A 19590-nucleotide genomic window follows, 5' to 3' on the forward strand; every position below is an offset into this window, starting at 1 on the left:
GCCGCAGTCGCGTCTGCTCAGTAACTCGGCAGACGCGACTGCGGCTTTGTTGTGGTTGCTCGCGCAGTTCCCCGCGCCCCTGACAGGGCTAAGGCACCTTGACCCACCGTGCCTTGCTCGGCGTGCCCTGGTCGTCCGTCACGAAGAGCATGTACCAGCCGGACTCGACGAGGCTGCGGTTCTTCGGGATCGTCACCGTGACCTCGCCCCGGGACTTCTTCACGTCGAGCGCGATCGACGTCTGGTCGATGTCGGTCACATGCGTCGACGCACTCGGCTTGATCAGGCGGGCCGTCTTGATGGACGAGGCGTGCTTCGTCGGGAACGTCCCCGACTCGCCCCGTGCGATCGTCTTCGGCCCCGCGCCGAGCGACGGCCGCGAGCCGTGGTACAGGTACGGCGGCGTGTAGATCTCGATGCGCTGCTCGAAGACGCCGGGCTTGGTGTTGGCCTTGTCGGCGTAGAGCGAGTCGGAGCCGAAGAACATCACGCGGCCGTCGGGCAGCAGGACCGAACCGGAGTGGTAGTTGCGGCCCACCTCGGGGTCGGCCACCCGCCGCATCTCACCGGTCTTCGCGTCGTAGATCCGCGCCTGGTGGATGTTGGAGTCGCCGCGCCCGCGGTAGTCCTCGGAGCCGCCGGAGATCAGCACGGTGTCGTCGGGCAGTGTCGAGATCTGCGGGTAGCGCGTGCCCTTCTCCAGCGAGGGGCCGTCGACGAACTTCGGGTCGTCCGCCTTCAGGTCGACGATGCGGGTCTTCTCGCTGGACTCCTTGGACTCGCCGACCCCGCCGCCGCCGACCACCATGTACTTCTGGTCCTGCGCGGGCGGCAGCTCGACCGTGCCGGAGGTCTCCAGGAGCTTCTGGTCGCTCAGGCCGGGGATGCCCTGCCACTTGTTGGTCCTCAGGTCCCAGACGCCGGGCTTGCGGCCGACGTCGTCAGGGCCGTACCCCGCGTTCGAACCGGAGTAGAAGAGCTTGCCGTTGGCCATCTGGAAGATCGCCGGGTACGTCGGGAACTGGCGGATGCCCTTCGTGTACGTCCACTTCTTCGTCTTCGGGTCGTACACCTCGTTCTTGCCCGGGACCAGCTGGCCGATCTCGTCGAGCCCCGAGGTGGAGAGGATCCTGCCGTCGGTGAGCGTGGTCAGCGTGGGGTACCAGCGCGCCTCGTTCATCGGGTCGACCTTGATGTACCGCTCGGCGACCGGGTCGAACTCGAAGGTGTCCTTGATCCCCTGGAAGTCCTTCTTGTCCAGGGCGAGCTTCTGCGCCATGCCGTAGACGTTGCGGGTGTCGGAGCCCTTCAGGCCCTGGATGCGGTAGTTGTCCTGGGTGCCCGTCTCATGCTTGGCGCCGCTCCTTGCCGCCTCCACATAGACCCGGCCGAGGCCCGGCTCGGTGCGCAGGAACCGGCCGGTCTGCTTGTCGAAGACCTTCTTCGCCTTCTCGACCAGGACGCTGTCCTGGGAGACGAACGTCTTGCCGTTCTTCCTGCCGGTGAACTTGGTGCCCGCAGGAATCGTCTTCGGCTCGTCCGGGTCCTCGTTGTGGACGATCATCAGGCCGCCGGCCTTGGTGATGTCGCCCTTCAGCTTCTCGTAGCGCTGCGTGCCGCCCGCGATCAGCAGATTGCCGTTGCCCAGCTGGGTGTGGCCCGTGCAGAACAGGTCGGTGGGCGTCGGGATCTTCTTGATGGTGTTCTTGACCGGGTCCCACAGCCGGGTGTCGAACTTCTTCTTGTCGAAGTTCTTCTGGTTGTTGCCGGACCCGGCGACCAGGAGGACCTTGCCCGTGTGCAGGAGCGCCGCGTGGATGGTGTTCTGGCGGTACTCCTCGGGGAAGTCGAGGACGTCCCAGTGGCCGTTGTCCGCCTTGTACTCCGGCTTGTTGATCTTGTAGTCGTGGTACTTCTCGGAGCCCACGCGCCACAGCCACGGGCCGTTCATCCCCGCCAGCGCGAGGACGACCGCCGCGCCTATCGCGATGCGGCGGGCGCGGCGGCGGCCGGCACGGTCTTTCATTTCTTACGTCCCCCAAGGGAAATCTGCATGGTCTGGTCGGGTGCGGCTGCCCAGCTGGGCTTCTGCTGCGGGGCATGTGGCGCGTGCGGGGCATGCGGGGCATGCGGCGCGTGAGGCAGGGGTGCCGTGGCGTCGCGCTGCTGCGGAACGGTCACGTCCGGCGCGGGCGGCTTGGGCTTCTTCTTGTCCTGCCGCATGCCCCAGCGCCACGCGAAGATCGGCGCGGCCGTGATCAGCAGGGCGAACGTGGCCCAGATGATCATCGCGGGGTGGGAGTGCCCGTACACGAAGGAGGCGGCCATCGAGCCACCGAAGACCAGGATGAAGAACAGGTGGATCCGGAACGTCCCGAACAGCGTGTCCGGGCTCGCCGAGTCGCCCTTGGGGGTCACCACGAACTTGCTCTTGCGGCGCAGGGCCGCGTCGAGGAGCGAGCGCGCGTAGATGGGCGCGGAGAGCGCCGACATCACCATGCCCGCCACACCGCCGGAGCCCTCCGGCTCGTGCGGGGAGACGTTGTGCCTGCGGTTCCAGATGTACAGGCCGATCTGCAGCGCCGAGGCGTTGCCGTACAGCATCAGCCAGATGGTCGGGTCGATGTTCACGCCGGACGCGCCGAGACCCAGGAACAGCGCACAGCTCAGCGCCGCGAGAATCCAGTTCATGGCGGACATCGGGTAGAAGATGACCATCATCGTGTAGTTGAAGAGGCGGCCCGGGGGCAGCGAGAACGGCGCCTTCCAGAACTGCTTGAGGATCGTCTCGTACGTCCCTCGCGACCAGCGCAGCTGCTGCGTGAAGAAGTCCGTCCAGGCGTTGGGGCCCTCGCCGACCGCGAGCACGTCCGGCGTGTAGACCGACTTCCACTTCTTGCCGGTCGCCGGGTTCGTGGCCCGGTGGATCTCGAAGCCGGTCGCCATGTCCTCGGTGATCGAGTCGTACAGGCCGCCGATCTGCTTCAGGGCCCTGATGCGTACGGCGTTGGACGTACCGACGAACATCGGGGCGCCGTAGGCGTTGCCCGCCCGCTGGATCAGCGCGTGGAAGAGGAACTGCTGCGACTCGGCGGCCTTGGTGACGAAGTTGTCGTAGTTGCCGTAGACCTGCGGGCCGATGACGAAGCCGACGTTCTCGTCGCGGAAGAAGCCGAGCATCCGCTCCAGGTAGTTCGGCATCGGGACGTGGTCGGTGTCCACCGAGGCGAAGTAGTCGTAGTCGTCGCCGTGCGCGTCCAGCCAGGCGTTGTAGTTGCCGTGCTTGGTCTTGGCGCGGTGCGGGCCCTTCGTCATGTTCCACTTCGCCACGCCCTTGCGGGAGAAGTGGTGGACGCCGAGCCGCCGGCAGACCTCCTTGACCTCCGGGTCGTCACCCTCGTCGAGGAGCCAGACGTGCATCAGACCGCGGTGACGTATCTTGACCGCGGCCTCCAGCGTCTTCGTCACCATCTCGATCGGCTCCTTGCCGGGCACGAACGAGGTGAGGAAGGCGACCCTGGTGCCGGTCTCGGGCACCACGGGTATCGGGTCGCGGGCGACGAGGGTCGCGTGCGCGTTGGACAGCACGTTCATGCAGCGGAAGAACTCGATCAGACCGATCGATATGAGCATGACGATGTCGAGCACCGGCAGCCAGTCGTTGGCCACGTAGTCCCGCTCGGTCCAGTGTCCGGGCTGCAGCAGCCAGCCGAGCAGGACCAGGGAGAGCAGCGGGGCCGCGCCCAGCATCAGCGCGGCCCGTATCTTGTGCGGCTCCTGCGAGAGCAGCGAGCGGTACTTCACCCTGTAGGGCTTGCTCGGGTCGGGCTGGGTCAGCGGACCCGCGAGCCGGCTGTAGTGCTCGTAGTCGTACCGCGGCAGGGTCTTCTTGATTCTTCGGAACCCACCCGTCCTGTGCGACAGCACCCGGAGCTGGGTCGTCTCCGACGGGTCGTTCTGTCGGGCGCCCGGCGGCGTCGACGTCATGAGTCATCCCCCCGCACGCGGACATCCGCGTGTTCGTTGGTCCTTCCGTCCGCTCCGGTCCCCCTCGACCCTCGCGGACGCATCAGTGGCAGGCCACCGTCTCCTCAGACATGGAAAGGCGACCTTCCGGTTGCATGATGCCCCCCTCGGCATCGCTTCACGAACGGGACCCCCGTCCCTGTCCCGCCGCGGCCGTATCGGGCCCCCAACCGCCCCGTACCGCCCGCCTCATGAGAGCCGATGGCTCCAGGCCAGGGTTCTACGCCTTACGGCATGATCGCAAGAGCGAAACAAGGGGTTTACCGGTCATACGAGCGATTTGGGGCGTCTGCTGGGGCGGGTGAGCTCAGACGGGTTCGGATGTTACCGAAGTGCTCGCGTATGGCCTGCTCAGCCCGGAGGGCATCGCCAGAGCGTACTGCCTCCAGAATCTCCCGGTGCTGCCGGCAGGTGACCCGCGGATCGAGCGGCACGTCCACCAGGTCCGTACGAACCTTGTGGAAAGCATCCCAAAACGCCTCCAGAACCTCGCCGAGCAGGAGGTTTCCCAGGCCGCGGTAGAGGGTGGCGTGAAATGCGCGGTCCGTCTCGGCGTGCACGGCGCCCTCCGGGGAGGCCGCCTCGGTCTCCATCCGCTCGACGAGCGCGTCGAGTTCGGCCAGGTCGGCGGCCGGGACGCGGCCCACGAGGCGCGCGATGAGCCCGGTCTCCACGGCCTCGCGCAGCTCCAGGAGCTGGAGCAGGCTGTCCTCGCCGCGGTAGTGGCCCGCAACGGTCCTGAAGGCGAGGCCCTCGATCATCGGCGCCACCGACATCGGGCCGACATACGTCCCGAAACCGTGCCGGATCTCCACGATCCCCATCGCCTGGAGCGCCTTCAGAGCCTCCCGCACGGAGTTCCTGCTGACGCCCAGCCGCTCCATCAGCTCGGGCTCCGTCGGCAGCGAGGCCCCGGAGGGCAGCCTCGAATCGATGATCAGCTTCTTGATTCGCTCCTGGATGTCTCGCGCCATGGCGACACGGTAGCGGTACGTGAGCACGACGAAGGCCCTCCGTGTGAACGGAGGGCCTTCGCTGTCTGTGCGCCGCCAGGGACTCGAACCCCGGACCCGCTGATTAAGAGTCAGCTGCTCTAACCAACTGAGCTAGCGGCGCCTGCTGACCTGGATAACTCTACCGGATGTCCGGGGGTGGTCCCGACCACCCGGGAGCCGCCGGGGAGAGAGCCGGGCGCCCGGGGAGAGAGCCGGGGCCGGGGGCCAGCCGGGGTCGATCCATCATTCGGACCGTCAACATGCGGTATCCCGGGACAGTTGAGAAACTGACGCACGTGCAGATGCGCGGACATTCTTTTCTGGGGTGTGAGGGGAATCGCATGGAGGCCGCTCCGGTATTCGAGGAATTCACCCCCGAGAGCGACTGCGACTGTCCCGGCTGTATTCACTGGCGCCGCACGACGGCACACGCTCTCCCCCTGCGGCTCGGCGGCCACCCCGCGGCGCACGGTGCGCGCCGCGCCCTCGTCCTCGCCGCGGCGGCCGGCACGGTGCTCGGCGGCCAGACGCTGCCCGCGGTGGCATCGGTCGAGGTGGGAGGCCGTGCGGCGGCGCCAGGGGCGGGGCCGGCGGACGACGTTCCGGGCGACGTGACGGACACTCCGCAGGGTGGCACGAGCCCGCTGCACGGTGGCCACGGCGCCGCGAAGCAGGGGTCGTCGGGGCCGCCGGGGTATCGGGCGACCACACGGGCGGCGATCATCGACAGGGCCAAGGAGTGGGTCGCCGCGAAGGTTCCGTACGACATGGGCAAGTACTGGCCCGACGGCTATCGGCAGGACTGCTCCGGCTTCGTCTCCATGGCCTGGAACCTGGGCGGCAACGAATGGACGGGCAGTCTCGGCAAGTACGCGACGCCCATTTCGAAGGACCAGTTGCAGCCCGGCGACATTCTCCTCTTCCATAATCCGGCGGACCCCACGAAGGGTTCGCACGTGACGGTATTCGGGGGCTGGTCGGACTCCGCCCGCACGCATTACCTCGCCTACGAACTGGCCCGCCCGCACGCCCGCAGACAGACCACTCCCTATGCCTACTGGACATACGGGAACCGCTATCTGGCCTATCGCTACAAGGGCGTGACCGGCGGCTCCCCGGGCGGCTCGGGCACGCCGGGCCCGTCGACGCGCTACCCCGGCGCGAAGGCCTTCGGCCCCGGGGCGGAGAACCAGCACGTGACGCGGCTCGGCGAGGCGCTGGTCGCCCGGGGCGGCAAGCGGTTCTACCGGACGGGCCCGGGCCCGCGCTGGAGCGACGCCGACCGCAGGGCGACGCAGGCGTTCCAGCTGGCGCAGGGGTGGCGGGGCCGGGACGCGGACGGACTGCCGGGTCCGACGACGTGGACGTACCTCATGAAGGGGAAGGGCCGGGACATTCCGGCCGGGCGCGCAGGTGCGGGCGGTGGTGGCGGAAAAGGTGACGGAAGAGGTGACGGAGGCGGCGGCGGGGACGGAAAGGGCGGGACTGGTTCCGGTTCCGCTTTCACTCCTGGTGGCGGGGTGGGGGTGCCCGCTTACCCGGGCCGGGGTGTCTTCCGCCCGGGTCGGTCGCACGCGGCGATCGAGCGTCTCGGCAGACAGCTGGTGAGCAGGGGCTTCGGCACGCACTACGCGCGGGGTCCCGGCCCCTCCTGGAGTGAGAGCGACCGGCGCAACGTGGAGGCGTTCCAGCGCTCCCAGGGCTGGCGGGGCGCGGCGGCCGACGGCTTTCCGGGGCCGGAGACGTGGCGGCGGTTGTTCCGGTGAGGGGGTCGGTGGGCGCGGGTGGCGGGGGCGGGCGGGACGTGACGGGCGAATGCGGGCGGGGCACGGATGAGGCGGGAAGTACGGACGAGGCGGGAAGCACGGACGAGGCGGGAAGCACGGACGAGGCGGAGGCACGGATGAGTACGACGGCAGCTTCACAGTCAGAGTCACCACGTTCCTCCCAGCCGTCGCAGCCCGGCGGGGTGCCCGAGGTGCAGGGGCTCGTGCGGGCGGCGCGGGTTATCCAGAGTGAGGCCACCACCGAGATCCCCGTGCACCTCCTCTTCCGTGATGATCCGGACGACGCGGCGGGCGTCGTGCTGCCGCCCGCCGTGGTGCGGCGCAGGCGGGGGACCGGGGAGCAGCCGCGGACACCGCGCCGGCCCGCGCCGCCCCCGGCCGCGCCGGCCGCCGCCGCCGCCCGGCCCGTGCCCGAGGTCGACCCGGCTCTCGTGGAGCTGGAGCGGCGGGCGTGGGTGCTGCCCGGCCTGGCCGGGGTGCTCGGCGGCTGCGCGGGCGTCGCCGGGTGCGCGCTCTCGCTGTGGTGGGCGGGCGTGCTGCCCGAGCCCGCGCTGCGGGTGACGGCACTGCCCGGGTACGAGGGCGCCGGGCTCGGCCCCGCACAGTGGGCGTCGCTCGCCGGGTCCGGGACGCTCGGCCTGTTCGGGTTCGGCGGTCTTGCCCGCGGCCGGGTCGGCCGGGCCTGGGTGCTGAGCCTCTTCGGCCGCTACCGGGGCACGGTCCGCCGCACCGGCCTGATGTGGGTGAACCCGTTGCTGCTGCGCCGTCGTGTCGACGTACGCCTGCGGCACTGGCGGAGCGAGCCGATGCCCGCGGTGGACCGCGGCGGGGTCGCGCTGCGCGTGGTGCTCCTCGTCGTGTGGCGGGTGAAGGACCCCGCGCGGGCGACGCTCGCGGTCGAGGATCACCAGGAGTATCTGCGGGAGTGCGTGGAGGCGAGCACGGCCCGTGTCCTCTCGCGGCTGCCCGCCGACGCCTTCCATGAGGACACCCCCACCCTGCGCGACGCCGAGGCCGTCGGTGCCGCGCTGACCCGGGCGCTCGCGGCGGACGCGGAGGCGGTCGGCGTCGAGATCTTCTCGGCCTGCCCGACCCGTATCGAGTACGCCCCCGAGGTCGCCGCCGCGATGCAGCGCCGCCGGGTGGCCGCCCTGGACGCGCGGCACCGCGACACCGTGCTGACCTCGGTGGTCGACTCGGTCGAGGACACGGTGACGCGGCTGACCACCCGGGGTCTGGTGGAGCTGGACGACTACGAGCGCAAGGCGCTGGTGAAGGACCTGACGGTGGCGTTCTGTACGGGGCACGGCGAGCACCGCTGACAACTGGGGCCGTGTGGGCGGCAGTTGGCCGGTGAACTCGGGGAGGCGTACGCGTGAGCGATGCGGACGGATCCTCTCCGAGATTGGTATGGACATGTTCAACTAACGGCAATAATCTGAGCTTGGTCTAGACCGCGGTGCGCGCACGTCCCACGGAACTCCCCACGTTCGGCAGGAGCGGCACATGCGAAACAAGAAGTTGTACGCGGCCATGGTCGGCCTCGGCACGGTCGGCGCGTTCGCGTTCTCCGCCGGGGGCGCCAGCAGCCACGGCTACACGGATCTGCCCGCGAGCCGGCAGATCAACTGCGCCAAGGGCGTGGTGAGCGGCTGCGGTTCCATCCAGTACGAACCGCAGAGCGTCGAGGGCCCTAAGGGCTTCCCGGCCGGGGGACCGGCCGACGGCAAGATCTGTTCGGCGGGCATAGCGGGCTTCAACCAGCTCAACTCGCCCAAGACCCCGGGCGGCGGAGCCTGGCCGACCACGAAGGTCAGCGGCGGCCAGAACTACACCTTCCGCTGGCAGTTCACCGCACGCCACCGCACCACCGACTTCAAGTACTACATCACCAAGCAGGGCTGGGACGAGAGCAAGGCGGTGACCAGGTCGGCCCTGGAGACCACGCCGTTCCTCAACGTCCCGTACAACAGCCAGCAGCCGCCCGCGACCCTCTCGCACAGCGGCACCATCCCCGGCGGCCGCAGTGGGCACCACGTGATCGTCGCCGTCTGGACGGTCGCGGACACGGCGAACGCGTTCTACGCCTGCTCGGACGTCCAGTTCTGACGTGCTCCGCAGGGCCTCGACCAGTTCTGAGCAAGGCTTGAGGATCTTCCCCACACCCCACGGGTAGGTTCTGCGCACGCCGTGCCGACCACACGGCGTGCGCGGGGCCGCATGTCAGCGTGCGGGCCGCCGGACCGACATCGGGGGAACCTCATGGAGTTCATGTTCTACGCCGTGCCCGGAATCATCGCCGCGGGCGTGATCCTCATGGCGGCCAAGGTGATCCAGCGCTCCACCCAGGTGAGCCGGGCCTGGAGCAGCGGGCTCACCGCCGAGGCGCGCTGCCTGCGCACGTACACGACGACCAGCGGCGGCGACCGCATCTCCACGACGCTGCACCACGTCTACGAATTCACCACCCGCGAAGGCCGCCCCGTCCGCTTCGAGGAGGAGAACGGCCCGGCGACGACCGTCGAGGGCGACATCGTCACCGTGCACTACGCGGCCGGGCGCCCCGAGGCCGCGACCGCGCACGCGCCGCGGCCCTTCGCGATGGCGGCGGGCACGGTGGGCCTGCTCTGCTTCTTCGGCGTGATGCTGGCGTTCTGCGTCTTCTTCGTCATGACGGTGAACTCCGCCCCCACAGACGTCTTCAGCGACATGCCGTAGGACCCGATGGCGACCGCCCCTGACAGCGGGGTCCACTTCTGACGTAGCGTCAATTATGGTGCGCGGCCATGGAGAGCACCGGCACCACGGTCGCGGAACTCGTACAGGCGCGGTGGGGCGACCACCGCACCGGCCTGCGCCACGCGGGCGGACAGCTGAGCCACCACCAGATGACGGCGGGCGCGGCGGCCAGAGCCGCGCTCCTCGCCGACCTGCTGCCACGGAACGGCGAACGCCACATCGGCGTCCTGCTCGACAACACCCCGGAGTTTCCCCTCTGGTTGAGTGCGGCGGCGCTCGCCGGCGCGGCCGTGGCAGGCGTCAACCCCACGCGGCGCGGCGCGGAGCTGGCCCGCGACATCCTGCACACCGACTGCGCGGTCCTCGTGACGGAACGGGCGCACCTGCGACTGCTCGACGGCCTCCAACTCCCCGGCGTACGCGTCCTCGTGACCGACACCGCCGCCTACGCCGAACTCCTCACGCCCTACGCCGATGCGAAACCGGAGACCGCCAGGGGTGTGCGCCCCGACAGCCGCATGCTGCTCTACTTCACGTCCGGTTCGACCGGCGCGCCCAAGGCGGCGATCTGCAGCCAGGGCCGGCTGGCGGCGGCGGGCCGCTCCCTGGTCGGACACTTCGGCATCCGGGCGTCGGACACCCACTACATCTGCATGCCCATGTTCCACGGCAACGCGGTGATCGCCGACTGGGCGCCGGCGCTGGCCGCGGGGGCGGGCGTGGCGCTGCGCGCCCGCTTCTCGGCGTCCCGGTTCCTCCCCGACGTACGCGAATTCGGCGCCACGTACTTCACCTACGTGGGGCGAGCGGTCCAGTACATCCTGGCCACGCCCGAACGCCCCGACGACCGCGACAACCCCCTGCGGACCGGCTTCGGCACCGAGGCGGGGGCGGTCGACGCGGCACGCTTCGAGGAACGGTTCGGGGTGCGGCTCGTCGAGGGCTACGGCTCCTCCGAGGGCGGCGCGGCGATCCAGCGCACCCCCGGCACGCCGGCCGGGGCGATCGGCCGCGCGGCCCCCGGCGACGACCTGGCGGTGGTCGACCCCGGGACGTGCCGCGAGTGCGATCCTGCCGAGTTCTCCACGGACGGACGCATGCTCAACGGGGCGTCCTCCATAGGGGAGTTGGTGAACCGGGGGCCGAATCCCTTCGAGGGGTACTGGCGCAACGAGGAGGCGCAGGCGGAACGCCTGCGGGGCGGCTGGTACTGGACGGGAGACCTCTTCTACCGCGACACCGCGGGCTTCCTCTACTTCGCCGGCCGCACGGACGACCGGCTGCGGGTGGACAGCGAGAACCTGGCGGCGGCGATGATCGAGAACATCCTCTCCCGGTACGAGGGGGCGGCCGCGGTGGCGGTGTACGCGGTCCCCGACCCGGTGGCGGGCGACCAGGTCATGGCGGCCCTGACGCCCCCGCCCGACACCCCCTTCGACCCCCTGGCCTTCTCCGAGTTCCTCCTCTCCCAACCCGACCTGGGCACGAAGATGACCCCCCGCTTCGTGCGGGTGACCCCCCACATGCCGGTCACGGCGACGAACAAGGTCGCACGATCCCACCTGCGCCGCGAGGGCTTCCGCTGCCCCGACCCCGTCTGGTGGCGCCCCCCGAACTCCCCCTCCTACCGCCCCCTGACGCCCTCCGACATCACCACCCTCATCTCCCACTACCGCTCCCAGAACCGCGACTCCCTGCTCAACCCCCCATAGGCCGGGGGCCCGGCCCCGGGAGTGAGATGCCGTTCGGGTGACCGATTACGATCCAGACCCATGAGCGCGCCAGACCGGACCACCCCGGCCCCGAGTGACCCGCAGGACCCCACCCCCACCGCCACAGCCACCCCCACAGCCGCCCCCACCCCCGCCGCCCGCGCCCGCCGCGCCCGCATCGCCGCGGCCTCCGTCCTGATGGCCGCCGCGGCGGTGGTCCTCGCGCTGCGCCTGGCGAGCCGGTCCTCCGTGCTCGTCGTCGGGGTCTACGGGCTCCTGCTCATACTCTGCGGCATCGTGATCGAGCTGAGCCGCCGCGGCCGCACCAGGCTCGGCACCTGGCTCCTGGCCGCAGGCCTCGCGGCGGCGCTGTTCATGGACGGTTTCGTCCTGTCCTAGACGGCCGTCGGACCCGCCGCAGCACCCCGGGCGCCCACCACGCGCGGCGCCCGAGCAGCGCCATCGTCGCCGGGACGAGGAGCATACGGACCACGGTGGCGTCGATGAGGACGGCCAGGGTCAGGCCGAGCCCGATCTGCAGGACCGGTGAGAAGCCGCCGGTCATGAACCCGGCGAAGACGACGGCGAGAAGCAGCGCCGCGCAGCTGACCACGCGCCCGGAGCGGCGCAGCCCCTCCACGACGGCGGCGCGGTGGTCGCCGGTCTCCACGAAGCTCTCCCGCATCCGGGACAGGATGAACAGCTCGTAGTCCATGGCCAGCCCGAACGCGATGGCGATGATGAGCGGCGGCGCCGTCAGGCTCAGCGCGCCGAGCCCCTCCCCGCCGAGCAGCGACGCCCCGTGCCCGTACTGGAAGACCCAGGTGACGACGCCGAGCGCGGCGCCGAGGCTGAGCAGCGTGGTGGCGAGGGTCCGCAGCGGGATCAGGACGGAGCCGGTGAAGGCGAAGAGCAGCCCGAACAGTCCGGCCAGGACGGTCAGCAGGGCCCACGGCGCACGCTCGGCGAGCATCGCCCGGAAGTCCACGAGACGGGCGGCGTTGCCGGTGACGCGGACCGGCTCGTCGCCGCGCAGGTCACGTATCCGCTCGACGAGACCGGTCGCGGCCGGTCCGTCGACGGAGCCCTTCGGGGTGAGTTCGAGCAGGACGGTGCCGTCGGGGAGCCGCCGGCGCTCGGACGCCGCGATGCCGGGCAGCGCACGGATCCTGCGCTCGCAGTCGGCGGGGGCGCCGGGCCGCACGAGGACGCTCACGGGGTCGGTGCCGGTCTCGGGCGGATAGTGCGCGCGCACGGTGTCGTAGAGCTGCCGGGCCTCCGTGTCGTGCGGCAGCTGCCGGGCGTCCCCGATCCCGATGCGCATCCCGAGGGCGGGCGCGGCGAGGACGGCCAGGGCGGCCCCCACGAGTACGAGCACGGCGACCGCCCGCCCGGCGGCGAACCGCCCCACCCGGGCGAAGACCTCCCCGCTCCGCCCCGCCTTCGCGGCCGCGATCCTCCCCCCGAAGCGGGCCAGCAGCGCCGGGAGCAGCGTCAGCGCCGCCAGCATGTCGACGACCACCACGGCTCCCGCCGCGAGGCCCATGCTGCGCAGGAACGGGCTGGGGAACCACAGCAGTCCCGACAGGCTGATGGCGACGGTCAGGCCGGAGAAGAGGACCGTACGCCCGGCACGGGCGACCGTCGCGTGCACGGCCCGGGCCACATCCGCCGTCCTGGCCCGTTCCTCGCGGAAGCGGACGACCATCAACAGGGCGTAGTCCACGGCGAGTCCGAGCCCGAGCATGGTGACGATCTGCACGGCGTAGACGGAGATGTCGGTGACCAGGCTGAAGCCGTACAGGATCAGGAAGGCCCCGGCGACGCCGCTGACCGTCACGAGAAGCGGCAGCCCCGCCGCGCGGAGCCCGCCGAAGATGAGCAGCAGGACCAGCAGAACGGCGGGCAGGGTGATCAACTCCGCCTTGGCTACGTCTTCTTGGGCCCGCGTCCCCATCTGCTCCCCGAGCAGCGGCCCACCGCTGACGGCCACATCGACCGTGTCGGCCGTGTTGATCGTGTCGATCGTGTCGATCTCGCGGAGCCGGTCGGCCGCGTCGCCGACCGTGTCCTCCTCGGCGTCGTCGTCGAGCCCGCCCTCAAGGGTGACGCCGATCAGCAGGGCCCGGCGGTCGTCGGAGACCTGGCCGCGCGTGGCGTACGGATCGGGCACCTCGGCCACGCCGGGCAGCCTCCGCACGTCGGCGACGGCACGCCCGACCTCGCCGCGCAGCCCCGCCCGGTCGACCGCGCCGCCGCCCGAGACGACCGCGGTGATGTCGGCGCCGGACGGGTCGAGATCGTCGAGGAGTTCGCCGGTGACGACGGACTCGCTGCCGGGCACGTCCTCCACGGTCGACGTGAGGTCCCCGAACACCCGGCTTCCGAAGCCGAGTCCGAGGACGAGAAGACAGATCCAGACGGCGATCACGGTGAGCGGGCGGCGGGTCGCCGTCCGGGCGAAGGTGGCGAGCATGACGGCTCCTTGGGAGTTGCCGGGAGTACGCGCCTCAGCGTCGTCCCGGAACCCCTCCCGCGGATCGCCGCGCGGAGCGGTCCTGCCGTCTCCCCCGCGGGGGCGAGCCCTCACCCTCCCGAGGGAGGCCGACGGAGAGAGCGGTTCAGGAGGGAGAGCGGCTCAGCCGACGTCGTCCTCTCCCGCGACGACGAGCCCCGTCTCGTACGCGCAGATGACGGCCTGCACCCGGTCCCGCAGCGCCAGCTTGGCGAGGACGTTGCTGACGTGGGTCTTCACGGTGTGCTCGCTGACCACGAAGGAGGCGGCGATCTCCGCGTTCGTGAGGCCGCGGGCCAGCAGCCGCAGCGTCTCCTCCTCGCGGGCGGTGAGCACGGAGAGGCGCGCGGCGAGGTGCGTCGAGGGCGGCCCGGCCTGCGTGTCCCGCCCGGTCCTCCCGCGCCGCACGAGGTCCGCGACCAGGCGCCGCGTCACCGTCGGCGCCAGCAGCGACTCCCCGGCCGCGACCACGCGCACCGCGTGCACCAGATCGTCCCTGCGGACGTCCTTGAGGAGGAACCCGCTCGCTCCGGCGTACAGCGCCTCGTACACGTACTCGTCCAGGTCGAAGGTGGTGAGCATGACGACCCTGCAGCCGGACCCCGAGCAGACCCGGCGGGCCGCCTCGATGCCGTCCATGCCGGGCATGCGGATGTCCAGCAGGAGCACGTCGGGGGCGTGCCTGCGCACCGCGGCGACCGCCTCCGCGCCGTCACCCGCCTCCGCGACCACCTCGATGTCCGGCTGCGCGTCCAGGATCATCGAGAAGCCGCTGCGCACCAGCTCCTGATCGTCGGCGACCACCACGCGGATGCTCATCCCCCAAGGATGCCGTGGGCAGCCGCGCGACGACACGGAATCCTCCACCGGGACCGGGCCCCGCCTCCACGCGCCCCCCGCACGCGGCGGCACGCTCACGCACCCCGATGAGCCCGTGCCCGCCGCTGCCGCCACCTTCCCCGCACCCGTCATCGGTGACCGTGACGCCCAACTCCTCCCGACCCCACTTCAGTTGTACGCGCACCCGCGTGGCCCGCGCATGCTTCACCGTGTTCGTCAGCGCCTCCTGGACGATGCGGTACGCCGCCACTTCCACGTCCGCACTCAACGCGCCCGGGACTCCGGCCACCGCCAACTCGACCTCCAGGCCCGCGATTCGGACCTGCTCGACCAGGCCGGGCAACGCGTCGAGGGACGGCTGCGGGCTCCTTTCCCCGGCGGCCCGCGGCTCCCTGAGGACGCCCAGGATGCGGCGCAGCTGCACCATCGCGTCACGCCCCGCCGAGGCGATCGCCTCGAACGCCGCCTCCGCACGCGGCGGATCACTGCGCACCACCACGGGCCCGGCCTCCGCCTGCACCACCATCAGGCTCACCGCGTGGGCGAGGATGTCGTGCATGTCCCGTGCGATGGTGGCCCGTTCGAGCGCGACGGCCCGCGCGGTCTCACTCGCCCGCTCCCTCTCCAGGCGCCGCGCTCGGTCCTCCAGGGTGGCGGTGTACGCGCGCTGTACGCGGGCCAGGACCCCGAGGGCGTACGCGCTGACGAGGCTCAGCAGATGGAAGGGGTACTCATAGGGCTCCGCGCGCTCGTGCAACGCCATCGTGACCGTCGTGCCGACCAGCCACCCGGCCAGCATGACCCGCCGCTGCCACGGCCGGGCGACGGCGGCCACGGTGTACAGCACGACGAGCCCGCCGTACACGATGTCCGGCGGCGGCCGGTGGTGGACCGCCATGGCGGGCGTGCAACAGGTGACCGCGCACGCGACGAGGAAGGGCGCCCGGCGCCGCCACACCAGCGGCACGGCCGTCCCCGCCCCGAGCAGGAAACCGGGCAGGGACAGCGCGTCCCCGCCCTCGTCGGGGAAGAGGAACTGCAGGGAGACGGCGAGCAGGACGGCGGCGGTCAGCGCCGTGTCGAGCGCCCACGCCGGAGCGGCCCGCACCCACGCGACGGACCGGGCGACTCCGGACATACGCATACGGCGGCTCCTCAAGAGGGAGAGCGCCAGTATCACCGCGCCCGCCCGCCACCGTCCTCACCGGCGAGAGGGATATGACGAGGGGACGTCACGACTCCAGATACCGCAGCACCGCAAGGACCCGCCGGCTGTACCCCGTCGTCTGGGAGAGGCCCAGCTTGTCGAAGATCGCGGCGAGGTTCTTCTCGACCGCGCTCAGCGAGATGTGGAGCTTCTGCCCGATGGCCGCGTTGGTGTGGCCCTCTGCCAGCGCCTCCAGGACGGTGCGCTCGCGCGGGGTGAGGCGCGTCAGCGGGTCGGCGTGCGTGGTGCGGATGAGCAGCTGCCGTACGACTTCGGGGTCGATGGCGGCGCCCCCGGCATGCACCCGCTCCAGCGCGTCGAGGAACTCCTCGACCTGGGCGACCCGGTCCTTGAGGAGATAGCCGACCCGCTCGGCGCTCGACGTGAGCAGCTGCGCCGCGTAGTTGCGCTCCACGTACTGGGAGAGGACGACCACGCCGATCCCGGGGCGCAGTTCGCGGATGCGCACCGCGGCGCGCAGGCCCTCGTCGGTGTGGTCCGGCGGCATCCGGATGTCGGTGACGACGACGTCGACGTCGGCGGCGTGCGCCTCGACCTCGCGCAGCAGCGCCTCGCCGTCGCCGACGGCGGCGAGGACCTCGTGGCCCTCCTCGGCGAGCAGCCTGACCAGGCCCTCCCGCAGCAGGGTCGAGTCCTCGGCGAGGATTACGCGCACGGCAGCTCCGCGGTGATCGTGGTGGGTCCCCCGAGGGGGCTGTCGACATGCAGGGTGCCGTCGAGCGCGGCGACCCGGCTGAGCAGCCCGGTGAGACCGCTGCCCGCGGGGTCGGCGCCGCCGGTCCCGGTGTCGCGGACGACGACGGACAGGGACGCGCCCCGCTGCCGCACGCGGACGAAGACCTCCCCGGCCGCCGAGTGCTTGGCGGCGTTGTTCACCGCTTCCGACACGACGAAGTAGGCGGCCGTCTCGACGGCGGAGGGCAGCGCGTCCGGGACGTCGTACTCCATGCGCACGGGGATCGCGCACCGCTCCGACACCCCGCCGAGCGCCTCGTGCAGGCCGAGGCTGTCGAGCGCGGTGGGGTAGACGCGCCAGGCCACCTCGCGCAGTTCGGTGAGGACTTCCCTGGCTTCCTTGTGGGCCTGTTCGAGCAGGGCGTCGGCCCGCTCAGGGGTGCGGCCGCGGCGGGCCCTGCCGAGCAGCATGGCGAGGGCGACGAGCCGCTGCTGGACGCCGTCGTGCAGATCGCGTTCGACGCGGCGCCGCTCCACGTCGACGGCCCGGACCACCGCGGCACGGCTGGTGGCGAGCTCGTCGATGCGGCGCTGGAGGAGTTCGCGCTCGGAGGGGCCGAAGCACTCGCGGGCGAGGCGGGCATCCTGTTCGGTCAGCGCGCGCAGCCCCTGCACGGCGAGGAAGAGCAGGGTGCCGCCGAGAACGACCTGGCTGAGGACGTCCACCCAGGTCATCGAGGACCGGGTGGTGAGCGAGACCGCGAAGATGCCCGCGAGGACGGCGCCGAAGTCGACGAGCCCGACCACGACGGCGCACAGCAGCCCGGAGTACGTCCGGGCCGCGAGGTAGCGCAGGATCTGCTGGTCGGAGGCGCGGTGCTCGGGGAACGCGTCGTGGAAGAAGAGGGACCGGCGCCGCCGCTCCACGGCGGTGAGCCTGCGCGCGCCCGCGGCGAGCAGGGCGTGGGCGCGGCGGCGGGTGCGCGGCCAGAGCAGGAAGGCGCCGAGGGCCGCGCCCGCGACGACGAAGTACAGCAGCCCGAAGAGGGCGGTGAGGCACCCGACGAGCACTCCGGCGACCCGCATGACGAGTGGCGCGGCGACGGGTTCCCTCACGTCGTCCGACATTAGCGGAGGCCTAGTCGACGCGGCGGTGGCGGGCCTCGGCGGTGGCCCGGTCCCGGTTGCCGGACTGGTTGCCGGACTGCTTGCCGGAATGATTGCCCGTCTGCTTGCCGGACCGGACACGTACCGCCACGTACACGGCGACGGCCCCGACGACCAGGATCAGGACGGCCTTGGACAGGAGACCCACGTACGTCTCGACGGCGTCCCACTGGTCGCCCAGCCAGTAGCCGGCCATGACGAGCACGGAGTTCCAGACCAGGCTGCCCAGTGTGGTCAGGGCGAGGAAGAGCGGCAGCCGCATGCGTTCCACACCGGCCGGTACGGAGATGAGGCTGCGGAAGATCGGCACCATGCGGCCGAGGAGGACGGCCTTGGTGCCGTGCTTGGCGAACCACGCCTCGGTGCGCTCCAGGTCGGAGGTCTTGACCAGCGGCAGCCTCGCCCACAGGGCGTGCATGCGCTCGCGCCCGAACCAGGCGCCGATCCCGTAGAGGGCGGCCGCGCCGACCACCGAGCCGAGCGTGGTCCAGAACAGCGCGGAGGCGAGGCTGATGACACCCTGCCCGGCGGCGAAGCCGGTGAGCGGCAGGATCACCTCGCTGGGCAGGGGCGGGAAGAGGTTCTCCAGGGCGATGGCGAGCCCCGCTCCGGGGCCGCCCAGGGTGTCCACGAGGCCGGCGGCCCAGCCGGCGATGCCGCCGGCGGGTTCATGGGGGAGGGCGAGCGTCATGAGGTCCATGGAGGCAACGCTAGAAAGTGCAGGTCAGCGGCGGTATGGGGGTTGCCGTCGGATGGGGGTGCGGAAAACCGCACCCTGCCGGGAAGGGGTACGCGAAAGGGCGCCCCCGGAGACCGGGAACGCCCTTTCGGCATTCGCAAGTGCGCCGCCAGGGACTCGAACCCCGGACCCGCTGATTAAGAGTCAGCTGCTCTAACCAACTGAGCTAGCGGCGCCTGCTGACGAGTAAATAATACCTGGTCCGGGAGCGTGCTTCCGACCACGGCGGCTGGGCCCCTCAGGGGCGCGGGGGAACTGCGCGACCAGCCACGGCCGGCGCGCGTCCGCACATCTAGATCGCCAGGGACAGCAGCACCGGTGCCGCCCCGCGGTTGAGCGTGTCCGCGGCCTCGCGCAAGCGATGCGCGTGCTCGACCGGCAGGGACAGGGCGAGGCATCCGACGGCGGCGCCCGCGGTGATGGGGACGGCCGCGCACACCGTGCCCACCGCGTACTCCTGGAGGTCGAGGACCGGGACCGTGGCGGGCTGGGAGGCGAGGCGGTTGAGCAGCACCCGTTCGTTGGTGATCGTCCGGGAGGTGAGGCGGGCCATCTTGTGGCGGGAGAGGTGGTCCTTGCGCCCGTTCACGTCGAGCTGGGTGAGCAGGCTCTTGCCGACGGCGCTGGCGTGGGCGGAGGAGCGGAAGTCCACCCATTCGTTGACCGCGGGGGTGCGGGGGCCCGCCGCGAAGTCGGTGACGCGGACCTCGCCGTCCACGTACCGGCTGATGTAGACCGCGGCGCCGATGGAGTCGCGCAGCCCGTCCAGGGTGCGCTGGAGTTTCTCGCGGAGCGCCTCGGCGTGGTCCCGGGCCGAGCCGAGCCGGCTGAGGGTCTCCCCGGTGACGTACGCCCCGGTCGCTCCGTCGGTGAGCTGTTCCACGTACCCCTCGCTGCTCAGCATGCGCAGCAGGGGGGTGAGCTGGGCGGTGGGCAGTCCGGTGTCGCGGGCGATGCGGGCGGCGGTCACGCCGGTGCTGTGCCGGGAGACGGTCTCGAGGACCCGCAGCGCGCTCTGGACGGAGCGGTGCGGCGTGATCGCGTCGTGCTGCAACGCCACGGCTTCCCCCTGCGTGGAACGGTTCCGGACAGCTGGGCCTCGTCCCACGATAGCCGCCAAGTGGCGCATTCGGACCGTCTGTTGAGGAGAATCGTGGCGCGCTCCGC

Annotated in this window: 16 protein-coding genes and 2 tRNA genes; 6 read left to right on the forward strand and 12 right to left on the reverse strand. The window is 71.3% G+C overall.

Features of this window, described 5'->3' with window-relative positions; translation table 11 throughout:
* Nucleotides 1–88: 88 nt before the first annotated feature.
* The 4 genes from AB0N81_RS41145 to AB0N81_RS41160 all read right to left on the reverse strand — a co-directional run bounded on the left by AB0N81_RS41145 (nucleotide 89) and on the right by AB0N81_RS41160 (nucleotide 5142).
* A complete protein-coding gene (locus AB0N81_RS41145; RefSeq protein WP_365367921.1) occupies nucleotides 89–2026 on the reverse strand; it encodes a kelch motif-containing protein in 1938 nt (645 codons plus the stop codon).
* Nucleotides 2023–3987: a glycosyltransferase family 2 protein gene (locus AB0N81_RS41150; protein WP_365367923.1), complete on the reverse strand. Its 1965-nt coding sequence runs from the start codon at nucleotides 3985–3987 to the stop codon at nucleotides 2023–2025. Before AB0N81_RS41150 ends, AB0N81_RS41145 begins: the two co-directional genes overlap by 4 nt.
* A 299-nt stretch (nucleotides 3988–4286) precedes the next feature.
* Nucleotides 4287–5000: a FadR/GntR family transcriptional regulator gene (locus AB0N81_RS41155; protein WP_365367925.1), complete on the reverse strand. Its 714-nt coding sequence runs from the start codon at nucleotides 4998–5000 to the stop codon at nucleotides 4287–4289.
* Nucleotides 5001–5068: 68 nt separating this feature from the next.
* A tRNA-Lys gene (locus AB0N81_RS41160) sits at nucleotides 5069–5142 on the reverse strand.
* Between the two features lie 220 nt (nucleotides 5143–5362).
* Here AB0N81_RS41160 and AB0N81_RS41165 point away from each other — a divergent pair.
* From AB0N81_RS41165 to AB0N81_RS41190, 6 genes are all read left to right on the forward strand, one after another.
* Nucleotides 5363–6787, forward strand: a complete 1425-nt coding sequence (locus AB0N81_RS41165; RefSeq protein WP_365367927.1) for a peptidoglycan-binding protein — start codon at nucleotides 5363–5365, stop codon at nucleotides 6785–6787.
* 137 nt (nucleotides 6788–6924) lie between these two features.
* Nucleotides 6925–8130 (forward strand): SPFH domain-containing protein, encoded by a 1206-nt coding sequence (locus AB0N81_RS41170; RefSeq protein WP_365367929.1) that lies wholly within the window; start codon nucleotides 6925–6927, stop codon nucleotides 8128–8130.
* A 184-nt stretch (nucleotides 8131–8314) separates the two neighbouring features.
* Entirely contained in the window at nucleotides 8315–8917 is a 603-nt protein-coding gene (locus tag AB0N81_RS41175) for a lytic polysaccharide monooxygenase (protein ID WP_365367931.1), read from the forward strand.
* Nucleotides 8918–9070: 153 nt separating this feature from the next.
* Nucleotides 9071–9526 carry a DUF3592 domain-containing protein gene (locus AB0N81_RS41180; RefSeq protein ID WP_365367933.1) on the forward strand — a complete coding sequence of 152 codons (456 nt, stop codon included), beginning with the start codon at nucleotides 9071–9073 and terminating at the stop codon, nucleotides 9524–9526.
* Nucleotides 9527–9594: 68 nt separating this feature from the next.
* The gene (locus tag AB0N81_RS41185) at nucleotides 9595–11259 is read left to right on the forward strand and encodes an AMP-binding protein (RefSeq protein WP_365367935.1); all 1665 of its coding nucleotides are present in this window, start codon (nucleotides 9595–9597) and stop codon (nucleotides 11257–11259) included.
* 60 nt (nucleotides 11260–11319) lie between these two features.
* Nucleotides 11320–11658, forward strand: coding sequence for a hypothetical protein (locus AB0N81_RS41190; RefSeq protein ID WP_365367937.1), 339 nt, complete (start codon nucleotides 11320–11322; stop codon nucleotides 11656–11658).
* Here the strand turns inward: AB0N81_RS41190 and AB0N81_RS41195 are convergent.
* The 8 genes from AB0N81_RS41195 to AB0N81_RS41230 all read right to left on the reverse strand — a co-directional run bounded on the left by AB0N81_RS41195 (nucleotide 11633) and on the right by AB0N81_RS41230 (nucleotide 19483).
* The gene (locus AB0N81_RS41195; protein WP_365367939.1) at nucleotides 11633–13735 is read right to left on the reverse strand and encodes an MMPL family transporter; all 2103 of its coding nucleotides are present in this window, start codon (nucleotides 13733–13735) and stop codon (nucleotides 11633–11635) included. The two genes, AB0N81_RS41190 and AB0N81_RS41195, sit on opposite strands and share 26 nt — an antisense overlap.
* Before the next feature lie 162 nt (nucleotides 13736–13897).
* Entirely contained in the window at nucleotides 13898–14593 is a 696-nt protein-coding gene (locus AB0N81_RS41200) for a response regulator transcription factor (RefSeq protein ID WP_365367941.1), read from the reverse strand.
* The gene (locus tag AB0N81_RS41205; RefSeq protein ID WP_365367942.1) at nucleotides 14487–15758 is read right to left on the reverse strand and encodes a histidine kinase; all 1272 of its coding nucleotides are present in this window, start codon (nucleotides 15756–15758) and stop codon (nucleotides 14487–14489) included. Before AB0N81_RS41205 ends, AB0N81_RS41200 begins: the two co-directional genes overlap by 107 nt.
* Before the next feature lie 88 nt (nucleotides 15759–15846).
* The gene (locus AB0N81_RS41210; protein ID WP_365367944.1) at nucleotides 15847–16497 is read right to left on the reverse strand and encodes a response regulator transcription factor; all 651 of its coding nucleotides are present in this window, start codon (nucleotides 16495–16497) and stop codon (nucleotides 15847–15849) included.
* Nucleotides 16488–17645, reverse strand: coding sequence for a histidine kinase (locus AB0N81_RS41215; protein WP_365367946.1), 1158 nt, complete (start codon nucleotides 17643–17645; stop codon nucleotides 16488–16490). The genes AB0N81_RS41210 and AB0N81_RS41215 overlap by 10 nt, the downstream gene beginning before the upstream one ends.
* A gap of 10 nt (nucleotides 17646–17655) precedes the next feature.
* Nucleotides 17656–18384 (reverse strand): DedA family protein, encoded by a 729-nt coding sequence (locus tag AB0N81_RS41220; RefSeq protein WP_365367948.1) that lies wholly within the window; start codon nucleotides 18382–18384, stop codon nucleotides 17656–17658.
* 141 nt (nucleotides 18385–18525) lie between these two features.
* A tRNA-Lys gene (locus tag AB0N81_RS41225) sits at nucleotides 18526–18599 on the reverse strand.
* Between the two features lie 116 nt (nucleotides 18600–18715).
* Entirely contained in the window at nucleotides 18716–19483 is a 768-nt protein-coding gene (locus AB0N81_RS41230; protein WP_365367950.1) for an IclR family transcriptional regulator C-terminal domain-containing protein, read from the reverse strand.
* Nucleotides 19484–19590: the final 107 nt, after the last annotated feature.

The sequence above is a fragment of the Streptomyces sp. NPDC093510 genome, from assembly GCF_040683555.1.
Lineage (GTDB): Bacteria > Actinomycetota > Actinomycetes > Streptomycetales > Streptomycetaceae > Streptomyces.

Bases quoted from the DNA above. Each gene is read 5' to 3' on its own strand.
- AB0N81_RS41185 (WP_365367935.1), top strand. From the start codon at position 9,595: ATGGAGAGCACCGGCACCACGGTCGCGGAACTCGTACAGGCGCGGTGG.
- AB0N81_RS41175 (WP_365367931.1), top strand. From the start codon at position 8,315: ATGCGAAACAAGAAGTTGTACGCGGCCATGGTCGGCCTCGGCACGGTC.
- AB0N81_RS41170 (WP_365367929.1), top strand. From the start codon at position 6,925: ATGAGTACGACGGCAGCTTCACAGTCAGAGTCACCACGTTCCTCCCAG.
- AB0N81_RS41195 (WP_365367939.1), bottom strand. From the start codon at position 13,735: ATGCTCGCCACCTTCGCCCGGACGGCGACCCGCCGCCCGCTCACCGTG.
- AB0N81_RS41220 (WP_365367948.1), bottom strand. From the start codon at position 18,384: ATGGACCTCATGACGCTCGCCCTCCCCCATGAACCCGCCGGCGGCATC.
- AB0N81_RS41145 (WP_365367921.1), bottom strand. From the start codon at position 2,026: ATGAAAGACCGTGCCGGCCGCCGCCGCGCCCGCCGCATCGCGATAGGC.
- AB0N81_RS41165 (WP_365367927.1), top strand. From the start codon at position 5,363: ATGGAGGCCGCTCCGGTATTCGAGGAATTCACCCCCGAGAGCGACTGC.
- AB0N81_RS41180 (WP_365367933.1), top strand. From the start codon at position 9,071: ATGGAGTTCATGTTCTACGCCGTGCCCGGAATCATCGCCGCGGGCGTG.
- AB0N81_RS41190 (WP_365367937.1), top strand. From the start codon at position 11,320: ATGAGCGCGCCAGACCGGACCACCCCGGCCCCGAGTGACCCGCAGGAC.
- AB0N81_RS41200 (WP_365367941.1), bottom strand. From the start codon at position 14,593: ATGAGCATCCGCGTGGTGGTCGCCGACGATCAGGAGCTGGTGCGCAGC.
- AB0N81_RS41205 (WP_365367942.1), bottom strand. From the start codon at position 15,758: ATGCGTATGTCCGGAGTCGCCCGGTCCGTCGCGTGGGTGCGGGCCGCT.
- AB0N81_RS41150 (WP_365367923.1), bottom strand. From the start codon at position 3,987: ATGACGTCGACGCCGCCGGGCGCCCGACAGAACGACCCGTCGGAGACG.
- AB0N81_RS41215 (WP_365367946.1), bottom strand. From the start codon at position 17,645: ATGTCGGACGACGTGAGGGAACCCGTCGCCGCGCCACTCGTCATGCGG.
- AB0N81_RS41155 (WP_365367925.1), bottom strand. From the start codon at position 5,000: ATGGCGCGAGACATCCAGGAGCGAATCAAGAAGCTGATCATCGATTCG.